We start from the raw sequence: 16,698 nt of genomic DNA, 5'->3' as shown, positions 1-16,698 counted from the left end.
AGCTCCGTCCGCCGTCCAGCTGGCCGGCGTCGTCACCGATCAACTGCGGGGATACCTGGCAGGTCGGCGCGCTGAGGCCGCCTACATCGGCACCGACTACGACGGGCTCATCGCCGTTCTTGAGGACTTCGTCCTGCGCGGTGGCAAACGAGTGCGGCCCGCGTTCGCCTATTGGGGATACCGCGCGGTGACCGCCGAGCCCGATGCGGGCGTGGACGACGCGATACTCCTGCTGTTCTCGGCGCTGGAGCTGCTGCACGCCTGCGCTCTGGTGCACGACGACGTCATCGATGATTCGGCGACCCGGCGCGGCTGGCCGACCGCCCACGTCCACTTCACCGAACTGCACCGCAGCCAGGGCTGGCGCGGCTCGTCCGAGCAGTTCGGCCGCTCGGCGGCCATTCTGCTGGGTGACCTGTCGCTGGTGTGGGCCGACGACATCGTCGCCGGAGTGGATCTGCCAGTTGCCGATCAGCGCCGCATCCAGCGGGTGTGGTCCGACATCCGCACCGAGGTGCTCGGCGGCCAGTACCTCGACATCGTCGCCGAATCCAGTGGCGCCGAGTCGATCGAATCGGCGATGAACGTCAACACCTACAAGACCGCGTCCTACACGATCTCGCGTCCGCTGCAGCTGGGCGCGGCCGCCGCAGCCGACCGCCCCGACGTGCAGCGCCTCTTCTACGAGCTGGGCACCGACCTGGGTGTCGCGTTCCAGCTGCGCGACGATGTCCTTGGCGTGTTCGGGGATCCCGCGGTCACCGGCAAACCCTCCGGCGACGACTTGCGCTCCGGTAAGCGCACCGTGCTGCTGGCCGAGGCGGTGGAACGGGCCGCAGGCACCGATCCGGCCGGTGCGGAGCGGCTGCGCAGCCGCATCGGCACCGAACTCACCGACGTCGAGGTACGTGAACTGTGCGACGTGATCGAGTCGGTCGGCGCGCTGGCCGCGGTGGAAGCCCGCATCGAACTGCTCACCAACCGCGCATTGGGCCTGCTGGCGAGCGCACCGATCAACGCACCGGCCAAGGCCGGCCTGACCGAGCTCGCCAGATTGGCCGCCAACCGCTCCGCCTAGGCCCATGTCCGCTATCGCACCTACCCCACCGAAATCCCACGCCGGCTTCGCGCGCCTGGTGACGTTCGCCGCCGGCGACGAGGGGCGCCCGGCGCTGCTCGGTTTCCTCGGTGCCATGTTGATCACGCTCGGCGGGCTGGGCGCGGGAAGCACCCGCCAGCACGATCCGCTGCTGGAGTCGATCCACCTGTCCTGGTTGCGATTCGGCCACGGCCTGGTGGTCTCCTCGGTGCTGCTGTGGGGCGGCGTGGTGCTGATGCTCGTAGCGTGGCTGTGGGTAGGCCGGCGCGTCATCGAGCCGGAACGGAAGCTCAGTGACTACGCGATGATCGCCACCGCCGGGTTCTGGCTGGCGCCACTGCTACTCAGCGTTCCGCTGTTCAGCCGCGACACCTACTCCTATCTGGCTCAGGGCGCGCTGCTGCGTGACGGCTTCGACCCGTACGCCGTCGGGCCGGTGGAAAACCAGAACTCGTTGCTGGACAACGTCAGTCCGATATGGACCACCACCACCGCGCCTTACGGGCCGGCGTTCATCCTGGTGGCCCGCTTCGTCACCACCCTGGTCGGCGACCACGTGGTGGCCGGCACGATGCTGTTGCGGCTGTGCATGCTGCCAGGTTTGGCGATGTTGATCTGGGCGGCTCCCCGTGTGGCCCGCCACATCGGCGCGAACGGGGCGGTGGCCCTGTGGATTTGCGCGCTCAACCCGCTGGTGATCATCCATTTGATGGGTGGCGTGCACAACGAGATGCTGATGGTCGGGCTGATGATGGCCGGTATCGCGCTGACGTTCGCCCGTCACCATGCGGCCGGTGCGGCGTTGATCGCTGTGGCGGTCGCGGTGAAGGCCACCGCGGTGCTGGCCTTGCCATTCATGGTGTGGGTGTGGATGCGCCACCTGCGCGGATCGCGAAATATGGGTGCCTTAGCGGCTTTCGCCACCGCTACGGCAGCCTCGGTGGCCATCTTCGTCGCGGTGTTCGCTGTGCTGTCCTGGGTGGCCGGCGTGGGCCTTGGTTGGCTGACAGCACTGGCCGGTTCGGTGAAGATCATCAACTGGCTGACGATCCCGACCGCAATCGCCAATCTCACGAACGCGATCGGCGGACTGTTCCTGCCGGTGAACTTCTACGCCGTGCTCGACGTCACCCGCATCGCCGGAATCATCATCATCGCGGTGTCACTTCCGTTGCTGTGGTGGCGGTTTCGCCACGACGACCGCGAAGCACTGATGGGTATCGCGTGGGCGATGCTGATGGTGGTGCTGTTCGTGCCCGCCGCGCTGCCCTGGTATTACACGTGGCCTCTGGCCGTGATATCGACACTGGCACAGTCCCGCGCAGCGATCGCGCTGATCGCCGCGTTCTCGACCTGGATCATGGTGATCTTCAAGCCGGACGGCTCGCACGGCATGTACTCGTGGATCCACGTCCTGCTGGCCACCGCGTGCGCGGTGGCGGCCTGGTACTCGCTCAGTAAGCCATGGCCTGCGCGCGGCGAATCACCTCGCGCGCCTGGTGGGCGTGCAGCGCATCAACCGGGCGAGCATTGCTGATCGACTCGCGAACCCCGTCCCGGGTAATCGTCAGCGACGGGTCAGCGGTGAACAGCCAGCGCAGGATCTCCGTCTCGTGAAAGCCGCCGTCGCGCAGGACCGCGAGCAACCCGGGCAGGCTCTTGACCACTTCGCCGTGCGTGGTGAGGAAGATCTTGGGAATCATCGGGATGCCGCCGCGCCGCACGGCGACCAGGTGGCCTTCCCGTAGGTGCTGGTGCACCTTGGTCACCGGTACGCGCAACAACTCCGCGACTTCCGGAAGGTTGTAGAGGGGCTCGTCGCGATCCAGAACATCTTCGCCGGCAGGAATGCTGCTCACCCGCCCAGTCTAGGGCGACGACGGCCGCGGATACCATGTGTCGGTGACGTCGGACCCACTGATGGGCGTGTTGCTGGAAGGCCGGTACCGCGTCGACGGCAGGATCGCTACCGGCGGAATGTCGACGGTGTACCGCGGTCTGGATGTGCGTCTGGACCGGCCGGTGGCGCTGAAAGTGATGGATGCGCGCTACGCCAACGACAGCCAGTTCCTGACCCGCTTCCAGCGCGAGGCCCGCGCGGTGGCGCGGTTGAAGGATCCGGGGCTAGTCGCGGTCTATGACCAGGGCCTCGATGGCAGCCACCCGTTTCTGGTCATGGAACTGATCGAGGGCGGCACGCTGCGCGAGCTGCTGCGTGAGCGTGGCCCCATGCCCCCGCATGCCGCCGCGGCGGTGCTGCGCCCGGTGCTGGGCGGTCTGGCAACCGCGCATCACGCCGGGCTGGTGCATCGCGACGTCAAACCCGAGAACGTGCTGATCTCCGACGACGGCGACGTGAAGCTCGTCGACTTCGGCCTAGTGCGCGCGGTGGCCGAGGCCGGCATCACGTCCACCAGTGTGATTCTGGGCACCGCGGCCTACCTGTCACCCGAGCAGGTGAGCAGCGGCACGGCCGACGCCCGCAGCGACGTCTACGCAGTCGGTATCCTGGCCTACGAATTGATCACCGGCACAACGCCGTTCACCGGTGACAATCCATTGACCGTGGCGTATCAGCGGATGGACCACGACGTGCCGCTACCCAGCACGGTGATCAGCGGGGTGCCCCGCCAGTTCGACGAGTTCATCGCGCACGCCACCGCGCGCTACGCAGACGCCCGCTTTGCCGACGCCGAGGAGATGGCCGAGGATCTGGACGCCATCGCCCACGAGCTGGCATTGCCGAAATTCCGTGTGCCCGCACCGAAGAACTCGGCCCAGCACGCGGCGGCCACGGCCTTTCACTCCAGGCCCACCGACGACCATCGGCCCCGCCCGCCCGCACCGGCCGCGGCGCCAGCACCGCCGGTTCCACCGGCCCCGCCGGCCAAGAACGCCACCCGGCAGCTCATCCGTGACCCGCAGGAGTGGCAGCCCGCCGAGGTGGAGGACGAAATCCCAGCCGTGACAGCGCAATTCGCCGGTATCGACATCGGCGAATTCGTCTGGGAGCGTCAGCGCGCCCGGCGGTCCCTGGCGTTCTGGCTGCTGATCGTGCTGCTGCTGACCGCAGGGATGGCCGCGGCCGGGTGGACGCTCGGCACCAACGTGCAGGGCCTGATCGGCTAGTCGCGCAGCATCTCCGCGACCAGGAACGCCAACTCCAGTGACTGCTGGGTGTTGAGCCGCGGATCGCACGCCGTCTCGTAGCGGCCGGCCAAATCGGAATCGGAGATGTCCTGCGCGCCGCCGAGGCATTCGGTGACGTTCTCACCGGTGATCTCGACGTGGATGCCGCCGGGGTGGGTGCCCAGCGCGCGGTGCACCTCGAAGAAGCCCTGCACCTCATCGACGATCCGGTCGAAGTGACGGGTCTTGTAGCCCGTCGAAGACTCGTGGGTGTTGCCGTGCATGGGATCGCACTGCCAGATGACCTGGTGACCCGAGGCCTGCACCTTCTCGATGATCGGCGGCAGCACGTCGCGGACCTTGTGGTTGCCCATCCGGCTGACCAGCGTCAGCCGGCCGGGCTTGTTGTGCGGATCGAGCCGTTCGACGTACTCCACGGCCAGCTCCGGCGACGTGGCCGGGCCGATCTTCACCCCGATCGGGTTTGCGATCGTCTCGGCGAAGGCGATGTGCGCGCCGTCGAGCTGGCGGGTGCGCTCCCCGATCCAGACGTAGTGCGCCGACAGGTCATAGAGCCGCGACTCGGGAGCCTCGAGCGGGAACTCCTCGCTCAAGCGCAACATCGCCCGCTCGTAGTCGAGCACCAGCGCCTCGTGGCTGGCGTAGATCTCGGCGGTGTCGAGGTTGCGGTCGTTCACCCCGCAGGCACTCATGAACTTCAGGCCGCGGTCGATCTCGCCGGCCAGCGTCTCGTAGCGGGCTCCCGCCGGCGAGGTGCGGACGAACTCGCGGTTCCAGTCGTGCACCAGGTGCAGCGAGGCCAGTCCCGAGGAGGTCAGCGCGCGCACCAGGTTCATCGCCGCACTGGCGTTGGCGTAGGCACGCACCAGCCGAGACGGATCATGTTCGCGCACAGCAGCATCCGGCGCGAAGCCGTTGACCATGTCGCCGCGGTAGGACTTCAGGCCCAGCGCGTCGGTGTCCGAGGAGCGCGGCTTGGCGTACTGCCCCGCGATGCGCGCTACCTTGACCACCGGCAGGCTGGCGCCGTAGGTGAGGACGACGGCCATCTGCAGCAGCGTGCGGATGTTGGCCCGGATGTGCGGTTCGGTGTTGTCGGCGAAAGTCTCGGCGCAGTCGCCGCCCTGCAGCAGGAACGCCTCACCGCGGGCGACCGCGGCCAGCTGGGCGGACAACTTCTCGATCTCGGAGGGCACGGTGACCGGCGGCACGCTCTCCAGGACCGTCCGCATTGCCTGTGCCTGGCCGGCATCCCAGCTGGGCTGCTGGGCGGCCGGCTTGCTCAGCGCGGCATCGAGCCGTCCGCGCAGGTCAGCAGGCAGCGGCGGCAGCGACGGCAGCTGTTCGATGGGCACATCAACGGTCCAGTTCACGCATCCATGGTAACCGGGGCGTGCACCCCCTTTTACCGCTCGGCTGGGGTGGCGCCGCGGTCGATACCGGTGGTCATCAGCTCGTACCGGCGCAGGTTGTGACGGGCGTCGACCAGTGCGTCGTGGGTGTCGTGCGGCCGCGGGGGCATGCGGGGACAGCCGCGATCTTCCCAGAACTGGCGCAGCTCGCGGGTGAACCGCGGGATCTGCGGCGGCAGGCTGGTCATCGGCCCCCACAGCTGGCACAGAGCGACGTGGTCGTAGGCGGCCACCCATGCCCACAGCTCGATCGGCTCGTCACCGTCGATATTGAAGAATTCCTCCAGACCGTCACGGATCTGGCGCCGGGATCGCCACAGCTGCGACGACGGGCTGGGCAGCTTCGGCAGCACGTTGGTGCGCACCCACTTGCCGGCCGACTCAGGGTCGAATTCGGTGGAGATCGCGTAGAACTCGCGCCCGTCCTCGGCCACCACACCGATCGAGATCAGATCGATGATCCGGCCGTTGTCGATGAATTCGGTGTCGTAGAAGAAGCGCACTGGCGCACACCCTATCCCGTCGTGACCCGTTGCGGCGCAGGGGCGGCGTGGATCTCGCGGTCCAACTCGGCATCCACCTCGGCGTCGGCCGGGAAGCTGGGTTCACCGGCGATGATGTGCTGCAGCCACAGCTTGGCCTGCACGACGGGGCGCCGCACATACCGTTCCCGCTCCAGCGCTCGACGCATCTTCCGGGGCTTGTCCTGGTAGTGCCACCGGGCCCAGGGGGCGTGCGGCCGGGACAGCCGGATCGCGCCGACGAACAGCAGAGGTGTGATGAACATCCCGATCAGCCCGGTCCAGACCTTGCCTTTGAGCAGCACCACCACCGCCAGCGCCAGGGTCAGCGCCGCGAGCACCACGACGACGCCGCGGGCCGTGACCGAATCGTCCTGCCGCCAGATCCCGATATCGAAGAACGACAACGGGTTGAAGCCCATGATCAGCAGGCCGGAGACGGCGATCGCGGCGAACACCGCGTCCACCGACGTGCGGCCGTCCTCGGCCCAGTACACGTCCTCCAGATGCAGGATGAGGGCGAACTCGTCGAGAACCAGGGCCGCGCCGATCCCGAAAACAATTGCGGCAGCGGTAAATTCACCGATTCCACCGTCAGTGGCCAGTGTCACCATCGAGACGCCGGAGATCATCACCAAAACGATGCCGATCACCACGTGATGGATATGCAATCCGCCGTGGCCGGAGATGTTGCGCGGCTGCCACCACTTGCGCGGAGCGTCGTTGCCGGCGTTGTGCCGGATGTAGCGCACGATCGACCTGGTCACGAAGAACGTGACGATGAACGCAATCAAACACCACATCAACGGCATGCGCCCGGGGGCGACGACGTCGAAGTGCAGGTGGAAGGGCACGGGGACAGAAGATACGCCCGATGACGGTCAATAGGGGCCGGCACGGCCGGGATGGCGCCCGGCGCGTCGTGACACCCCGATATTCTGGGTACGACATGACTATGCGGCGGTTGTCCAACCTGGGCAGTGAAGCGGGGCCCGTGCTGACCGTCGGGTGGCGGGTGACCCAGGTCGCGATCGTCGCGCTGGTGCTTTACGCCGGGTGGCTGCTGTTTGGGCAGATCCCGTACCGGATCGACATCGAGGTCTACCGGATGGGCGGGCAGGCCTGGCTGGACGGGCGGTCGCTGTATGCCGGCGACGCGACGTTCCACACCCTCGTCGGGCTTGATCTTCCCTTCACGTATCCCCCGCTGGCGGCCATCGCGTTCAGCCCGTTCGCCTGGGTGCCGTTACCGGTAGCCAGCGTGGTCATCACGGTCATCACGCTGGTCCTGGTGCTGCTGTCCACCTGGATCGTGCTGACCCGCCTCGCGGTGTGGCCGGTATCCACGCTGACGCGCGAGCCGGCTTGGCTGCGCCGCGGCTGGCTGGCGGCGGGCATCGTGGCACTGGCGGTGATGTACCTCGAGCCGATCGAGGCCAACTTCGACTTCGGCCAGATCAACGTCGTGCTGATGACGCTGGTGATCGCCGACTGCCTGCCGCGGCGCACCCCGTGGCCGCGCGGGATGCTGCTGGGGGTGGCGATCGCGCTGAAGCTGACGCCCGCGGTGTTCCTGTTGTACTTTCTGCTGCGCCGCGACGGCCGGGCCGCGCTGACGGCGGTCGGCTCGTTCGTCGCCGCCAGCCTGCTGGGCTGCCTGCTGGCCTGGCGTGATTCGGTGGAGTACTGGACCACGACGATCCGGCACACCGACCGGATCGGTAGCGCGGCACTCAACACCAACCAGAACATCGCCGGTGCCCTGGCCCGCCTCGGCTTGGACAAGAGCACCCACTTCGTCCTCTGGACGCTGGCCTGCTTCGCCGTCCTGGCCCTGACCATCTGGGCGGTCCGGCGGGTGCTGGCCGCCAGGGAGACGACGCTGGCACTGATGTGCGTGGCGCTGTTCGGGCTGGTGGTCTCGCCGGTCTCGTGGTCGCACCACTGGGTGTGGGCGCTCCCGACGGTCATCACGGGCGCGGTGGTGGCCTACCGCCGCCGGAACATGGCGCTGGGTCTGGTCACCGCGGTCGGGGTGGTGCTGATGGTGTGGGTCCCGCTGGAGCTGTTGCCCAAGCATCACGAGGTGCTGGCGTCGTGGTGGCGTCAGCTGCTGGGAATGTCCTATGTGTGGTGGGCTCTGGCGGTAATCGCCGTCGCAGGGCTCACCGTGACCACGGCGGGCGCTAGCCCGCGGCGGTCTCCGGGAACCGCGCCGGTGGCTGACCTGGTCCACCCGGCGTGACGTCGGCAGTCTTGAGCGTCGCGGCGTAGATGTCGACGTACTCCTGGCCGGAAAGCTCCATCAGGTCGTAGATGACCTCGTCGATGACGGCCCGCTCGATGAACCGGTTGCCGGCCAGACCGTCGAACCGGGAGAAATCCATCGGCTTGCCGAACCGCACGGTGACCCGGCCAAAACGCCACATTTTCGATCCGGGCGGGTTCACGACGTCAGTTCCGATCATCGCGACCGGAATCACCGGCACCTGGGTCTCCAGCGCCAACCGCGCCAGCCCGGTCTTGCCCTTGTAGAGCCGGCCATCCGGCGAGCGGGTGCCTTCGGGGTACATCCCGAGCAGCTTGCCCTGCTTCAACAGCCGCTCGGCGGTGATCAGCGCGGCCTGGGCGGCGTCGGCGTCGGTGCGGTCGATCGGCACCTGGCCGGCCGCGGTGTAGAACCAGCGGTTGAACCAGCCCTTGACGCCCGTGCCGGTGAAGTATTCGGACTTGGCCAGGAACGTGATGCGCCGGCGCACGACCAGCGGCAGGTAGAAGCTGTCGGCCACCGCCAGGTGATTACTGGCCAGGATCGCGGGGCCGGAAGTCGGAAGATGTTCCAGTCCTTCGACTTTCGGCCGTCCTAGCAACCACAGCAGGGGGCCCATGAAGATGTACTTGAACAGCCAATACCACATGGAGCCTCCACCTCGGGCCGCGCGCTTTGGACCAACTCTACCCAGGCATTCCGACACCGACCACAGGTCACGCCCCGTTCACATCGGATCATCAGACCCGACCACCGGTCACTCTTCGACGCTGACCGGGATGTGCTGATAGCGACTCGGTGGGGGGCCCGGCGAATCAGGGTCAGGCGCATCCGGCGGCGCACCCTCTGGCCCGGGATCGCCCGAGCCGTCCTCGGCCACCATCGTCCGGATCATCGCGACCAGCGCCACGCTGTGCTCGGCGACGACGGTCAGCAGCGGGTGCTGTTCGCCGTTGACCAGAGCGGCCAGCGCACACACCGGGCACCACACCTGTTGGCACTTGCCCGGCCCGGCGCTTGCGGTCATCGCGGCACCGGCACGCACGGCGGGATCGAGCCGGTCCAGGATCGCCTGGGCCAGCGCGCGTAGTTCGGGCCCGAGGTCGGGATGCGGGCCGTTCACGCGGGCCACACCTCCGGATTGGGTTGAAAGCGCACAGTCAGCTCGGTGCCACGCAACGCCGCGTCCACCACGATGCACCGCCGCAGCACCGACGCCAGTCGCACGCGGCGCCGCATCCCTGCCGCGCCGATGATCAAGTCGTCGTCGACCCGTCCCAGCGTCAGCGTCCCCGGATCGATTTGCGGCAACTCTAACCGCATGCGGTAGACGGCATCGACTCCCGAGCCCGATTCGCGGTCCACGATCGGCTTCAGCGGCCCCGGCGGTGGGGAGCCGTCGCGCCGGCGGGCGCTGTCCAGTAGCTGCCCCAGCGCCTTGGCCCCGATCGGCTCGCCGGGCAGGTGCGGCGCCAGAACCAGCTGCACGTCGCCGATCGCGGTGGTCAGTTCGTCGAGCACCAACCGCTGCTCGGAGATCCGCTCGGAATACCAGTCGAATGCGGGATGCTCCGGGAGGTTGCGATACTCATACGAATCATCTTGAACCAGAATCTGATTGACGAAAAGTTCAGCCACCCGGACGCCCATCAGCACCAGCGAACCCAGGGTGCGCACGGCCTCGGCAGCCACCACCCGTTCGGCGGTGAGCACCAGGTGGGCGCTGACCCGCTGCCCGTCGGTGAGCAGAGCGGACAACCCTTCGACCCCGGAGCTCATCCCCTCGATCACCGCCACCGTCGCGGCGCTGTGCGCGTTGTCCATGGCCGCGCTCAGCCGGCGATGTCGCGGCCAGGCCCGTTCCATGTACATGCCGAACGCCGCGGGCAGCGTCAGCATTCGCATGGCGTCAGCGGTCGACGCGCAGTCGACCACGACGTAGTCCCACCTGCCGGAGTCGGCCAGTGCGGCCACCTCGGCCAGGCCGAGCACCTCCTGAATACCGGGTAGCGCGGAAAGTTCTTCCGGGGCAACGTCTTTGACGTCAGAGTTCGGGAATCTGGCGGCCAGCACGGGCGCGATGGCCCGCCATCTGCCTTCGAGCAGCGCCAGCGTGTCAAGAGCCAGCGCGTCGAGGTGCCCGCCGCCGAGATCGTCGGTGCCTTCCTCGGTGAGAATCCGTACCGGCTCGCGCGCCCCCGTAGGCGGCACCGGCACGCCGAAGACGTCGCCGAGTGAGTGCGCCTGGTCGGTCGACACCGCGAGCACACGTTCCCCGGCCAGCGCCGCGCGCACCGCGGTCGCCGAGGCCAGAGTCGACTTGCCCACACCGCCCTTGCCGACGAAGAAACTGATCCGGGCCCGGTCAGTCAGGCCCGCATCAGCGGGGGCGTCACCGGGCTCCACTCAGCCCTCGACCCATTTCTTCAGGTCCTTGAGCGCGGTGTCGGTCAGCCGCCGCTCAGCCTTGCGCTTGAGCAACCCGATCATCGGGATGACCAGATCCACCGAGAGCTCGTAGGTGACATCGGTTCCAGAACCCTTGGGCGCCAACGTGTACGCCCCATCGAGGGCCCGCAACAACGAGCTGGACACCAGCGACCAGCGCACCGACTTTCGATCGGCGGGCCAGTCGTAGGACAGCACCATGGTGTCCTTGAGCACCGCGGCGTCGAGAACCAGCCGGGCGGTCAGCGGGTAACCCAGTTCGTCGGAATCGAGAACCTCGGTCTCCTTGTACTCCGAGACCCACTGCGGGTACGCACCGATATCGGCGATGACATCCATCACAGTGCGGGGATCCGCGTCGATGTAGATGGTCTGCGCCGTCTTGTCAGCCACTGTTGCCAATTCCCGTCGCTTTTTACGCTGCGCGACCCCACAAGATCGCACTCCCTCGGCCACAAACGGTACCCTCCCGCCTACGCATGTGACCCGATATCAGTGCCCGGGCGCGACCCCCACCGGGCGCGATGCCTCCAGTGTGGATTTCACCTCGAACGCCATCCGCTTGCCGGCCACGCGGCGCTTGTGGTTCAGCTTGGCCAGGTTCATCTTGGCCAGCTGCCAGGCCGCGATGCCCGATGGCTCGGCGTGCAAAAAGTAATGCAGCAGCACGCCGTCGAGCACCGGCTCCAGCCAGATTTCCATGCTGCCGGTCAGCGGACCGGTCACCGTCCAGCGCACACCTTTGTCGGCGCGGTCCTCGACGACATCCAGCCGTAGGTCCGGCCACCACCGCCGCCAGCTCGCCCGGTCCGAGACCGCGCGCCCCACCGCCGCCGGATCAGCCGCCACGAACGTCTCATCGGCGACCTGGATGCTGTTCATGGCTCTAGCTTCACATATCGGGCCGGTGAACCGGTCGCCCACCTGCCGGTTGACTAGGCTGGGCGGATGCGTGAATACAGCGTTCCGGCGTCGTTCACCATCGGTGAACACGACAACGTCGTCAGCTCGGTGTACTCCCACGAGCGCACCGACCCCCGCTACGTGATCCTGCAGCGGCTGGTCGACGGCGCCTGGGCCGACGTCACATGCGCGGAGGTGGCCGCCCAGATCCGCTCGGCGGCGCTGGGATTGATCGCCGAGGGTGTGCAGGCCGGTGACCGGGTGGCGATCCTGTCTGCGACTCGCTACGAGTGGGTGATCCTCGACTACGCGATCCTGTCGGTCGGCGCGGTCACGGTGCCCATCTATGAGACCTCGTCGGCCGAGCAGGTCCGCTGGGTGCTCGAGGATTCCGGCGCGGCGCTGGTGTTCACCGAGACCGAGGCACACGCCCAGATGGTCTCCGAACTCGCCCACGAACTCCCCTCCCTGCGCAAGCAGCTGCGCATCGAGTCCGCGGGTCCCACCGCGCTCGACGAGCTGGCCCAGGGCGGGGCTGGCGTCGCCCCCGCGGAGCTCGACCGCCGACTGGCGGCGCTGCGCTCGAGCGACCCGGCGACCCTGATCTACACCTCGGGCACTACTGGCAGGCCCAAGGGCGTGCAGCTGACCCACGCCAATCTGCTATCCGAAACTCGTGGTGCGACAACGTGTTTCCCGACCCTCCTGCGCCAGAACGAGCGCCTGCTGGTGTTCCTGCCGATGGCACACGTGCTGGCGCGGGCCCTGTCGATGACGGCGTTCGCCAACAAGGTGACACTCGGCTACACCAGTGACATCAAGAACTTGGTGCCGATGCTGCAGGTCTTCAAGCCGACGATCGTGGTCTCGGTACCTCGGGTGTTCGAAAAGGTTTACAACACAGCGGAGTTGAACGCCCGCGACAGCGGCAAGGGCCGGATCTTCGAGCTGGCCGCCAGCACCGCGATCGCCTACAGCGAGGCGCTTGGGACCAGTAGCCCCAATCTCCTGCTCAAGGCTGCTCACGCGGTGTTCGACCGGCTTGTCTACGGCAAACTGCGGGCCGCTCTCGGCGGTGACTGCCATGCCGCGATCTCCGGCGGCGCACCGCTGGGCAAGCGGTTGGGCCACTTCTACCGCGGGGTCGGCTTGTCGATCTACGAAGGCTATGGACTGACCGAGACCAGTGCGGCGATCACGGTGAACCGCATCGGCGAACTCAAGGTGGGGACCGTCGGCAAGCTGGTGCCCGGCAACAGCATGGCGATCGCGCCGGACGGCGAGCTGCTGGTCAAGGGTGGCGTGGTGTTCGACGGCTACTGGCGCAACGAGAAGGCCACCGACGAGGCGATCATCGACGGCTGGTTCCACACAGGCGATCTGGCCAGCGTGGACGCCGACGACTTTCTGTCGATCACCGGCCGCAAGAAGGAACTCATCGTGACCGCGGGCGGCAAGAACGTCGCGCCCGCAGTACTCGAGGATGCACTGCGGGCTCACCCGCTGATCAGTCAGGCCATGGCCGTCGGCGACAACCAGCCGTTCATCGGTGTGCTGATCGCCATCGATCCCGAGTCATTCGAGGTGTGGAAGTCCCACCACGGCAAGCCCGCCGGCGCGTCGGTGAGTGACCTGCGGGAGGATCCCGATCTGGTCGCCGAGATTGAAATGGCCATCAAGGATGCGAATCAACATGTGTCGCATGCTGAGTCGATCCGCAAGTTCCGGATCTTGCCGTGTGATTTCACCGTCCAGACCGGCGAGCTGACGCCGACGCTGAAGGTCAAGCGCAACGTCGTCGCGGAGAAATTCGCCGGGGAGATCGAGGCGATCTACGCCAAATAATTGTGGCCCGATGCAGCAGCCAGGCCAGCGGGACTGTGACAGCGAGTGTCAGCAGGTACAGCCCCGGCAGCGAACCGGTGAACAACGGCCAGCGCAGCACCGCGCTCAGCACGATGGCCATCACCAGCACGTGCAGCAGGAAAATCTCGTAGGAGATCTCGCCGAGCCACACCATTGGCTTGGCGCTCAGCACCCCGTCGACCATCCCCCGCCCGGCCAGCGTCGCAGCCGCCACCACCAGTGTCGCGATCGCGGCGTACAGCCCGGCCTTGGCCAGCGGTTGCCACACCGGCACTGGCGCAAGAGTGACCGCGCCCGCCAGCGGTGTAGACACCAGTAGGTACAGCGCGACGGCTGTCGCGACGACGACCTCGGCCCGCAAGCGCACGCCCATGACGTTCGCAACGGCAACCGCCATCCCGCCCGCGAACGCGGAAAGCTGTGCAGGTAGCCACATTCCGGCCGAGTTGGGCAGCCAGTCGGTGGTGTTCAGCACGAGCAGCCATAGCGGACTAACTGCGGCCAGGGCCGTCAATCCGGCCAGCAACCGGCCGGGCCGCCACCGGCCGCGGCTCACGACGACCAGCAGCAGATAGGCCAGCAGCGGCAGCACCGCGTAGAACGCGACCTCGACGGCCAGGCTCCAGGTCTGGGACAGCCCGCGGTGCAGGTAGGTCAGCAGGTAGTTGTCGGTGTAGATCTGGGTCAGCGTGAGGTGGCGGATCAGGCCCGTGAGGCTCTGGCCCGGGTTGGGGCCTGTCGAGTAAAACGAGTACACGGCGTAGGCGAGCAGGACCGTCACCACGTAGGCGGGCATGATGCGACGCAGCCGGTGCCGGGCGTAGATCCTGGCCGAGGGAGCCGCCGACCCGGAGGCCGCCGCGACTACCCACGGGCGGAACAGCAAGAAGCCCGACAGCGCGAAGAAGATCGACACTCCGACCTCCAGCCGCGCCAACCCCAGGCCGAGGTAGCCATGGGTGAGCTTGCCGGTCGCGAACGCCGCGTGAGTGCCGACCACAAGAAGGGCCGCCACCGCCCGTAAACCGGTCAGCGAGGCCAGCCGACCGGATACCGGCGCGGCTGCACCGGTGTCAAGGTCAAGATCGGGGCTGGTCAGCACCGAGGCGAGGGTACTCCTCAGAGCAGGCCGGCGACGAAGCCCGCAGCCTGGTCGGGGTACGGCGGCAGTTCGTAGGCGCTGTGAGCGCCGCGATCGCGTCCCGACGAGCAGATCGGGTCCCCGTCGCTGCACACGTCGATGGCGCGGCCGGCGAACTGGCCGGTGGTCGACAGCGGGGTGCCGAAGCGGGCACCGGGATTGCCGAACACGGCGACCGCGGCGACCTGCCCGGCGGCCGCCGGCGGCAATGGCGGCGCCGAGCCGATGCTGCCGATCCGCTGTCCGACCGGCGGAACGCCGGCCAGCATCGACACCGCTGCCGCACCCTGGGAGAACCCGCCGAGCACCAGGGAGGTCTGCGGGCAGCGTCCGCCCATGTCGGCGATGCGGGCCGCCGCGTCGTCGGCGCCGGACGCGGCGGCAAGGAAGTTCAGGCTCGCCGGGTAGTTCACCGCGTAGGTGTCCATGGTCCGCCCACCCAGCCGTGGGGTGAGCGCGTCGGCGAATGCCTGGCCCACTCGCCCGATGCCGGGCGGCTCTCCGGTGCCGCGGGCGAAGATCACCTCGACGTCGGGGCAGTCGTCGGCCTGTGCGACACCGGCCGGGTAGAGGAACGCCGCGACGGCGGTGAGGACGCCGCCGAGTACGGCCGCCCGGGTGGTGCTCATCGGCACATCGTCACACGGTGTGCTCGGCCGCACCGAGCAGTTGGGAAAGCCGCGCGCTGTGCATGGCCCAGTTCCAGTCCGTTTCGATCCACCGCCGGCCGGCCTCCCCCATCCGCGCGGCCAGGGCGGAGTCGGTGAGGATGTCCGAGACCGCGGCGGTGATCTCCTCCACCGAGCGCCCGTCGACCACAAGTCCGGTCTCGCCCTCCTTCACCGCTTCGGGAGCGCCGCCCGAGCTGCCGGCGACCACCGGCACCCCGGCGGCCGACGCCTCCAGGAACACGATGCCGAGCCCCTCCACGTCGAGGCCGGAACCCCTTGTGCGGCAAGGCATCGCGAAGACATCGGCCATCGCGTAGTGGCCTGGCAGCTCGGCACCGGGCACCGCACCGGTGAACACCACGTCATCGCTCACGCCGACGTGGTCTGCCAGCTTGTGCAGGTCCTCGGCGTACGGTCCGCCGCCGACGATGACCAGCGCGGCCCCCTCGACCCGCCGCCGAATACCGGGCAGGGCCTTGATGAGCATGTCCTGGCCCTTACGTGGGACCAGCCGGGACAGACACACGACCGTCGGTCGCCGGCCCAGGCCGTAGCGTTCCCGCAGTTCGGTTCTGGCGGCGGCGTCGGGCCGGAAACGGTCGGTGTCGACGCCCGGCGGTAGGTGTTCCAGGGCGGCGTTGCGGCCGAACGCCGACGCGATCCGGCCGCGGGTGTAGTGGCTGATGAACGTCACGACGTCGGTGTCCTCGCCGATGCGCCGCAGCGCCGAGCGGGCGCCCGGCAGCATCGACCAGCCCACCTCGTGGCCGTGCGTGCTGGCCAGCACGCGGCGCGCACCCGCACCACGGGCCCGCCCGGCCAGCAGCGCCAGCGGTGCGGCCGCACCGAACCACACCGTCTCGATGCCGTGCTCGGCGATCAGGGCCCGCATCCGGCGATCCACTCCCGGCTCGGGCAGCATCAACGTGCCGGGGTGGCGCACGATGCGGTAGCCGGCAGCCTCGTCGTACTCCTGGGCGCCCTTCCACTTCGGGGCGTACACGGTGAGCTCGTGTTCGCCGGTGGCCGCAAGCTGGCCGACGAACTGCTCCAGGTAGGACTGGATGCCGCCACGGCGAGGCGGAAAGTCATTGGTGACCAGCAGGACCCGCGTCATCGCCACTCAACCTAGCCGGTCAGCCACTGCGCCCAGCGGGCACGTAGCCCAGCAATGTCCGTGCCAAGCGCCCGGCGCACCGCGGTCGCGAAGTCGCCGTG

Annotated in this window: 17 protein-coding genes; 5 read left to right on the top strand and 12 right to left on the bottom strand. The window is 68.1% G+C overall.

Annotation, left to right across the window (positions count from 1 at the left end):
* Positions 1-19: 19 nt before the first annotated feature.
* A complete protein-coding gene (gene idsA2 / locus CG716_RS28345) occupies positions 20-1,078 on the top strand; it encodes a bifunctional (2E,6E)-farnesyl/geranyl diphosphate synthase (protein WP_094484473.1) in 1,059 nt (352 codons plus the stop codon).
* 4 nt (positions 1,079-1,082) lie between these two features.
* Complete coding sequence (locus CG716_RS28340) at positions 1,083-2,636, top strand: alpha-(1->6)-mannopyranosyltransferase A (RefSeq protein WP_094484472.1); 1,554 nt, start codon at positions 1,083-1,085, stop codon at positions 2,634-2,636.
* On the opposite strand, the gene CG716_RS28335 is transcribed toward CG716_RS28340, so the two are convergent.
* A complete protein-coding gene (locus CG716_RS28335) occupies positions 2,554-2,958 on the bottom strand; it encodes an Rv2175c family DNA-binding protein (protein WP_094484471.1) in 405 nt (134 codons plus the stop codon). The two genes, CG716_RS28340 and CG716_RS28335, sit on opposite strands and share 83 nt — an antisense overlap.
* A gap of 61 nt (positions 2,959-3,019) precedes the next feature.
* Here CG716_RS28335 and CG716_RS28330 point away from each other — a divergent pair, with 61 nt between their 5' ends.
* Positions 3,020-4,228, top strand: coding sequence for a protein kinase domain-containing protein (locus CG716_RS28330; RefSeq protein ID WP_165774344.1), 1,209 nt, complete (start codon positions 3,020-3,022; stop codon positions 4,226-4,228).
* On the opposite strand, the gene CG716_RS28325 is transcribed toward CG716_RS28330, so the two are convergent.
* The 3 genes from CG716_RS28325 to CG716_RS28315 are packed head-to-tail and all read right to left on the bottom strand — an operon-like array spanning position 4,225 to position 6,994.
* A complete protein-coding gene (locus CG716_RS28325) occupies positions 4,225-5,622 on the bottom strand; it encodes a class II 3-deoxy-7-phosphoheptulonate synthase (protein ID WP_094484469.1) in 1,398 nt (465 codons plus the stop codon). The two genes, CG716_RS28330 and CG716_RS28325, sit on opposite strands and share 4 nt — an antisense overlap.
* A gap of 32 nt (positions 5,623-5,654) precedes the next feature.
* Positions 5,655-6,164 (bottom strand): polyadenylate-specific 3'-exoribonuclease AS, encoded by a 510-nt coding sequence (locus tag CG716_RS28320; RefSeq protein WP_094484468.1) that lies wholly within the window; start codon positions 6,162-6,164, stop codon positions 5,655-5,657.
* 11 nt (positions 6,165-6,175) lie between these two features.
* Complete coding sequence (locus tag CG716_RS28315) at positions 6,176-6,994, bottom strand: hypothetical protein (protein WP_094484482.1); 819 nt, start codon at positions 6,992-6,994, stop codon at positions 6,176-6,178.
* Between the two features lie 137 nt (positions 6,995-7,131).
* On the opposite strand from CG716_RS28315, the gene CG716_RS28310 reads away from it, so the two are divergent.
* Positions 7,132-8,427 carry a glycosyltransferase 87 family protein gene (locus CG716_RS28310; RefSeq protein ID WP_094484467.1) on the top strand — a complete coding sequence of 432 codons (1,296 nt, stop codon included), beginning with the start codon at positions 7,132-7,134 and terminating at the stop codon, positions 8,425-8,427.
* On the opposite strand, the gene CG716_RS28305 is transcribed toward CG716_RS28310, so the two are convergent.
* The 5 genes from CG716_RS28305 to CG716_RS28285 form a co-directional block, all read right to left on the bottom strand.
* The gene (locus CG716_RS28305; protein ID WP_094484466.1) at positions 8,369-9,100 is read right to left on the bottom strand and encodes a lysophospholipid acyltransferase family protein; all 732 of its coding nucleotides are present in this window, start codon (positions 9,098-9,100) and stop codon (positions 8,369-8,371) included. The genes CG716_RS28310 and CG716_RS28305 overlap by 59 nt on opposite strands.
* A 108-nt stretch (positions 9,101-9,208) precedes the next feature.
* A complete protein-coding gene (locus CG716_RS28300) occupies positions 9,209-9,574 on the bottom strand; it encodes a hypothetical protein (protein WP_094484481.1) in 366 nt (121 codons plus the stop codon).
* Complete coding sequence (locus tag CG716_RS28295; RefSeq protein WP_207760811.1) at positions 9,571-10,857, bottom strand: ArsA family ATPase; 1,287 nt, start codon at positions 10,855-10,857, stop codon at positions 9,571-9,573. Before CG716_RS28295 ends, CG716_RS28300 begins: the two co-directional genes overlap by 4 nt.
* Positions 10,858-11,292, bottom strand: a complete 435-nt coding sequence (locus CG716_RS28290) for an SRPBCC family protein (RefSeq protein WP_094484465.1) — start codon at positions 11,290-11,292, stop codon at positions 10,858-10,860. It lies immediately after the preceding gene.
* 99 nt (positions 11,293-11,391) lie between these two features.
* The gene (locus CG716_RS28285) at positions 11,392-11,781 is read right to left on the bottom strand and encodes a polyketide cyclase / dehydrase and lipid transport (RefSeq protein ID WP_094484464.1); all 390 of its coding nucleotides are present in this window, start codon (positions 11,779-11,781) and stop codon (positions 11,392-11,394) included.
* A gap of 66 nt (positions 11,782-11,847) precedes the next feature.
* Between CG716_RS28285 and CG716_RS28280 the strand changes: the two genes are divergently transcribed.
* Positions 11,848-13,647 carry an AMP-dependent synthetase/ligase gene (locus CG716_RS28280; protein ID WP_094484463.1) on the top strand — a complete coding sequence of 600 codons (1,800 nt, stop codon included), beginning with the start codon at positions 11,848-11,850 and terminating at the stop codon, positions 13,645-13,647.
* Here CG716_RS28280 and CG716_RS28275 read toward each other — a convergent pair.
* Genes CG716_RS28275 through CG716_RS28265 form a run of 3 tightly spaced genes read right to left on the bottom strand, consistent with a single transcriptional unit; the run spans position 13,586 to position 16,597 of the window.
* Positions 13,586-14,770 carry an acyltransferase family protein gene (locus CG716_RS28275; protein ID WP_094484462.1) on the bottom strand — a complete coding sequence of 395 codons (1,185 nt, stop codon included), beginning with the start codon at positions 14,768-14,770 and terminating at the stop codon, positions 13,586-13,588. The genes CG716_RS28280 and CG716_RS28275 overlap by 62 nt on opposite strands.
* Before the next feature lie 17 nt (positions 14,771-14,787).
* Positions 14,788-15,438 carry a cutinase family protein gene (locus CG716_RS28270; RefSeq protein WP_094484461.1) on the bottom strand — a complete coding sequence of 217 codons (651 nt, stop codon included), beginning with the start codon at positions 15,436-15,438 and terminating at the stop codon, positions 14,788-14,790.
* A 10-nt stretch (positions 15,439-15,448) separates the two neighbouring features.
* A complete protein-coding gene (locus CG716_RS28265) occupies positions 15,449-16,597 on the bottom strand; it encodes a glycosyltransferase family 4 protein (RefSeq protein ID WP_094484460.1) in 1,149 nt (382 codons plus the stop codon).
* Positions 16,598-16,698: the final 101 nt, after the last annotated feature.

Origin of the sequence: Mycolicibacterium sphagni (assembly GCF_002250655.1) — a bacterium.
Lineage (GTDB): Bacteria > Actinomycetota > Actinomycetes > Mycobacteriales > Mycobacteriaceae > Mycobacterium > Mycobacterium sphagni.
The sequence above is the reverse complement of the archived record's forward strand: the minus strand, read 5'-3'. Positions and strand labels throughout refer to the sequence as shown.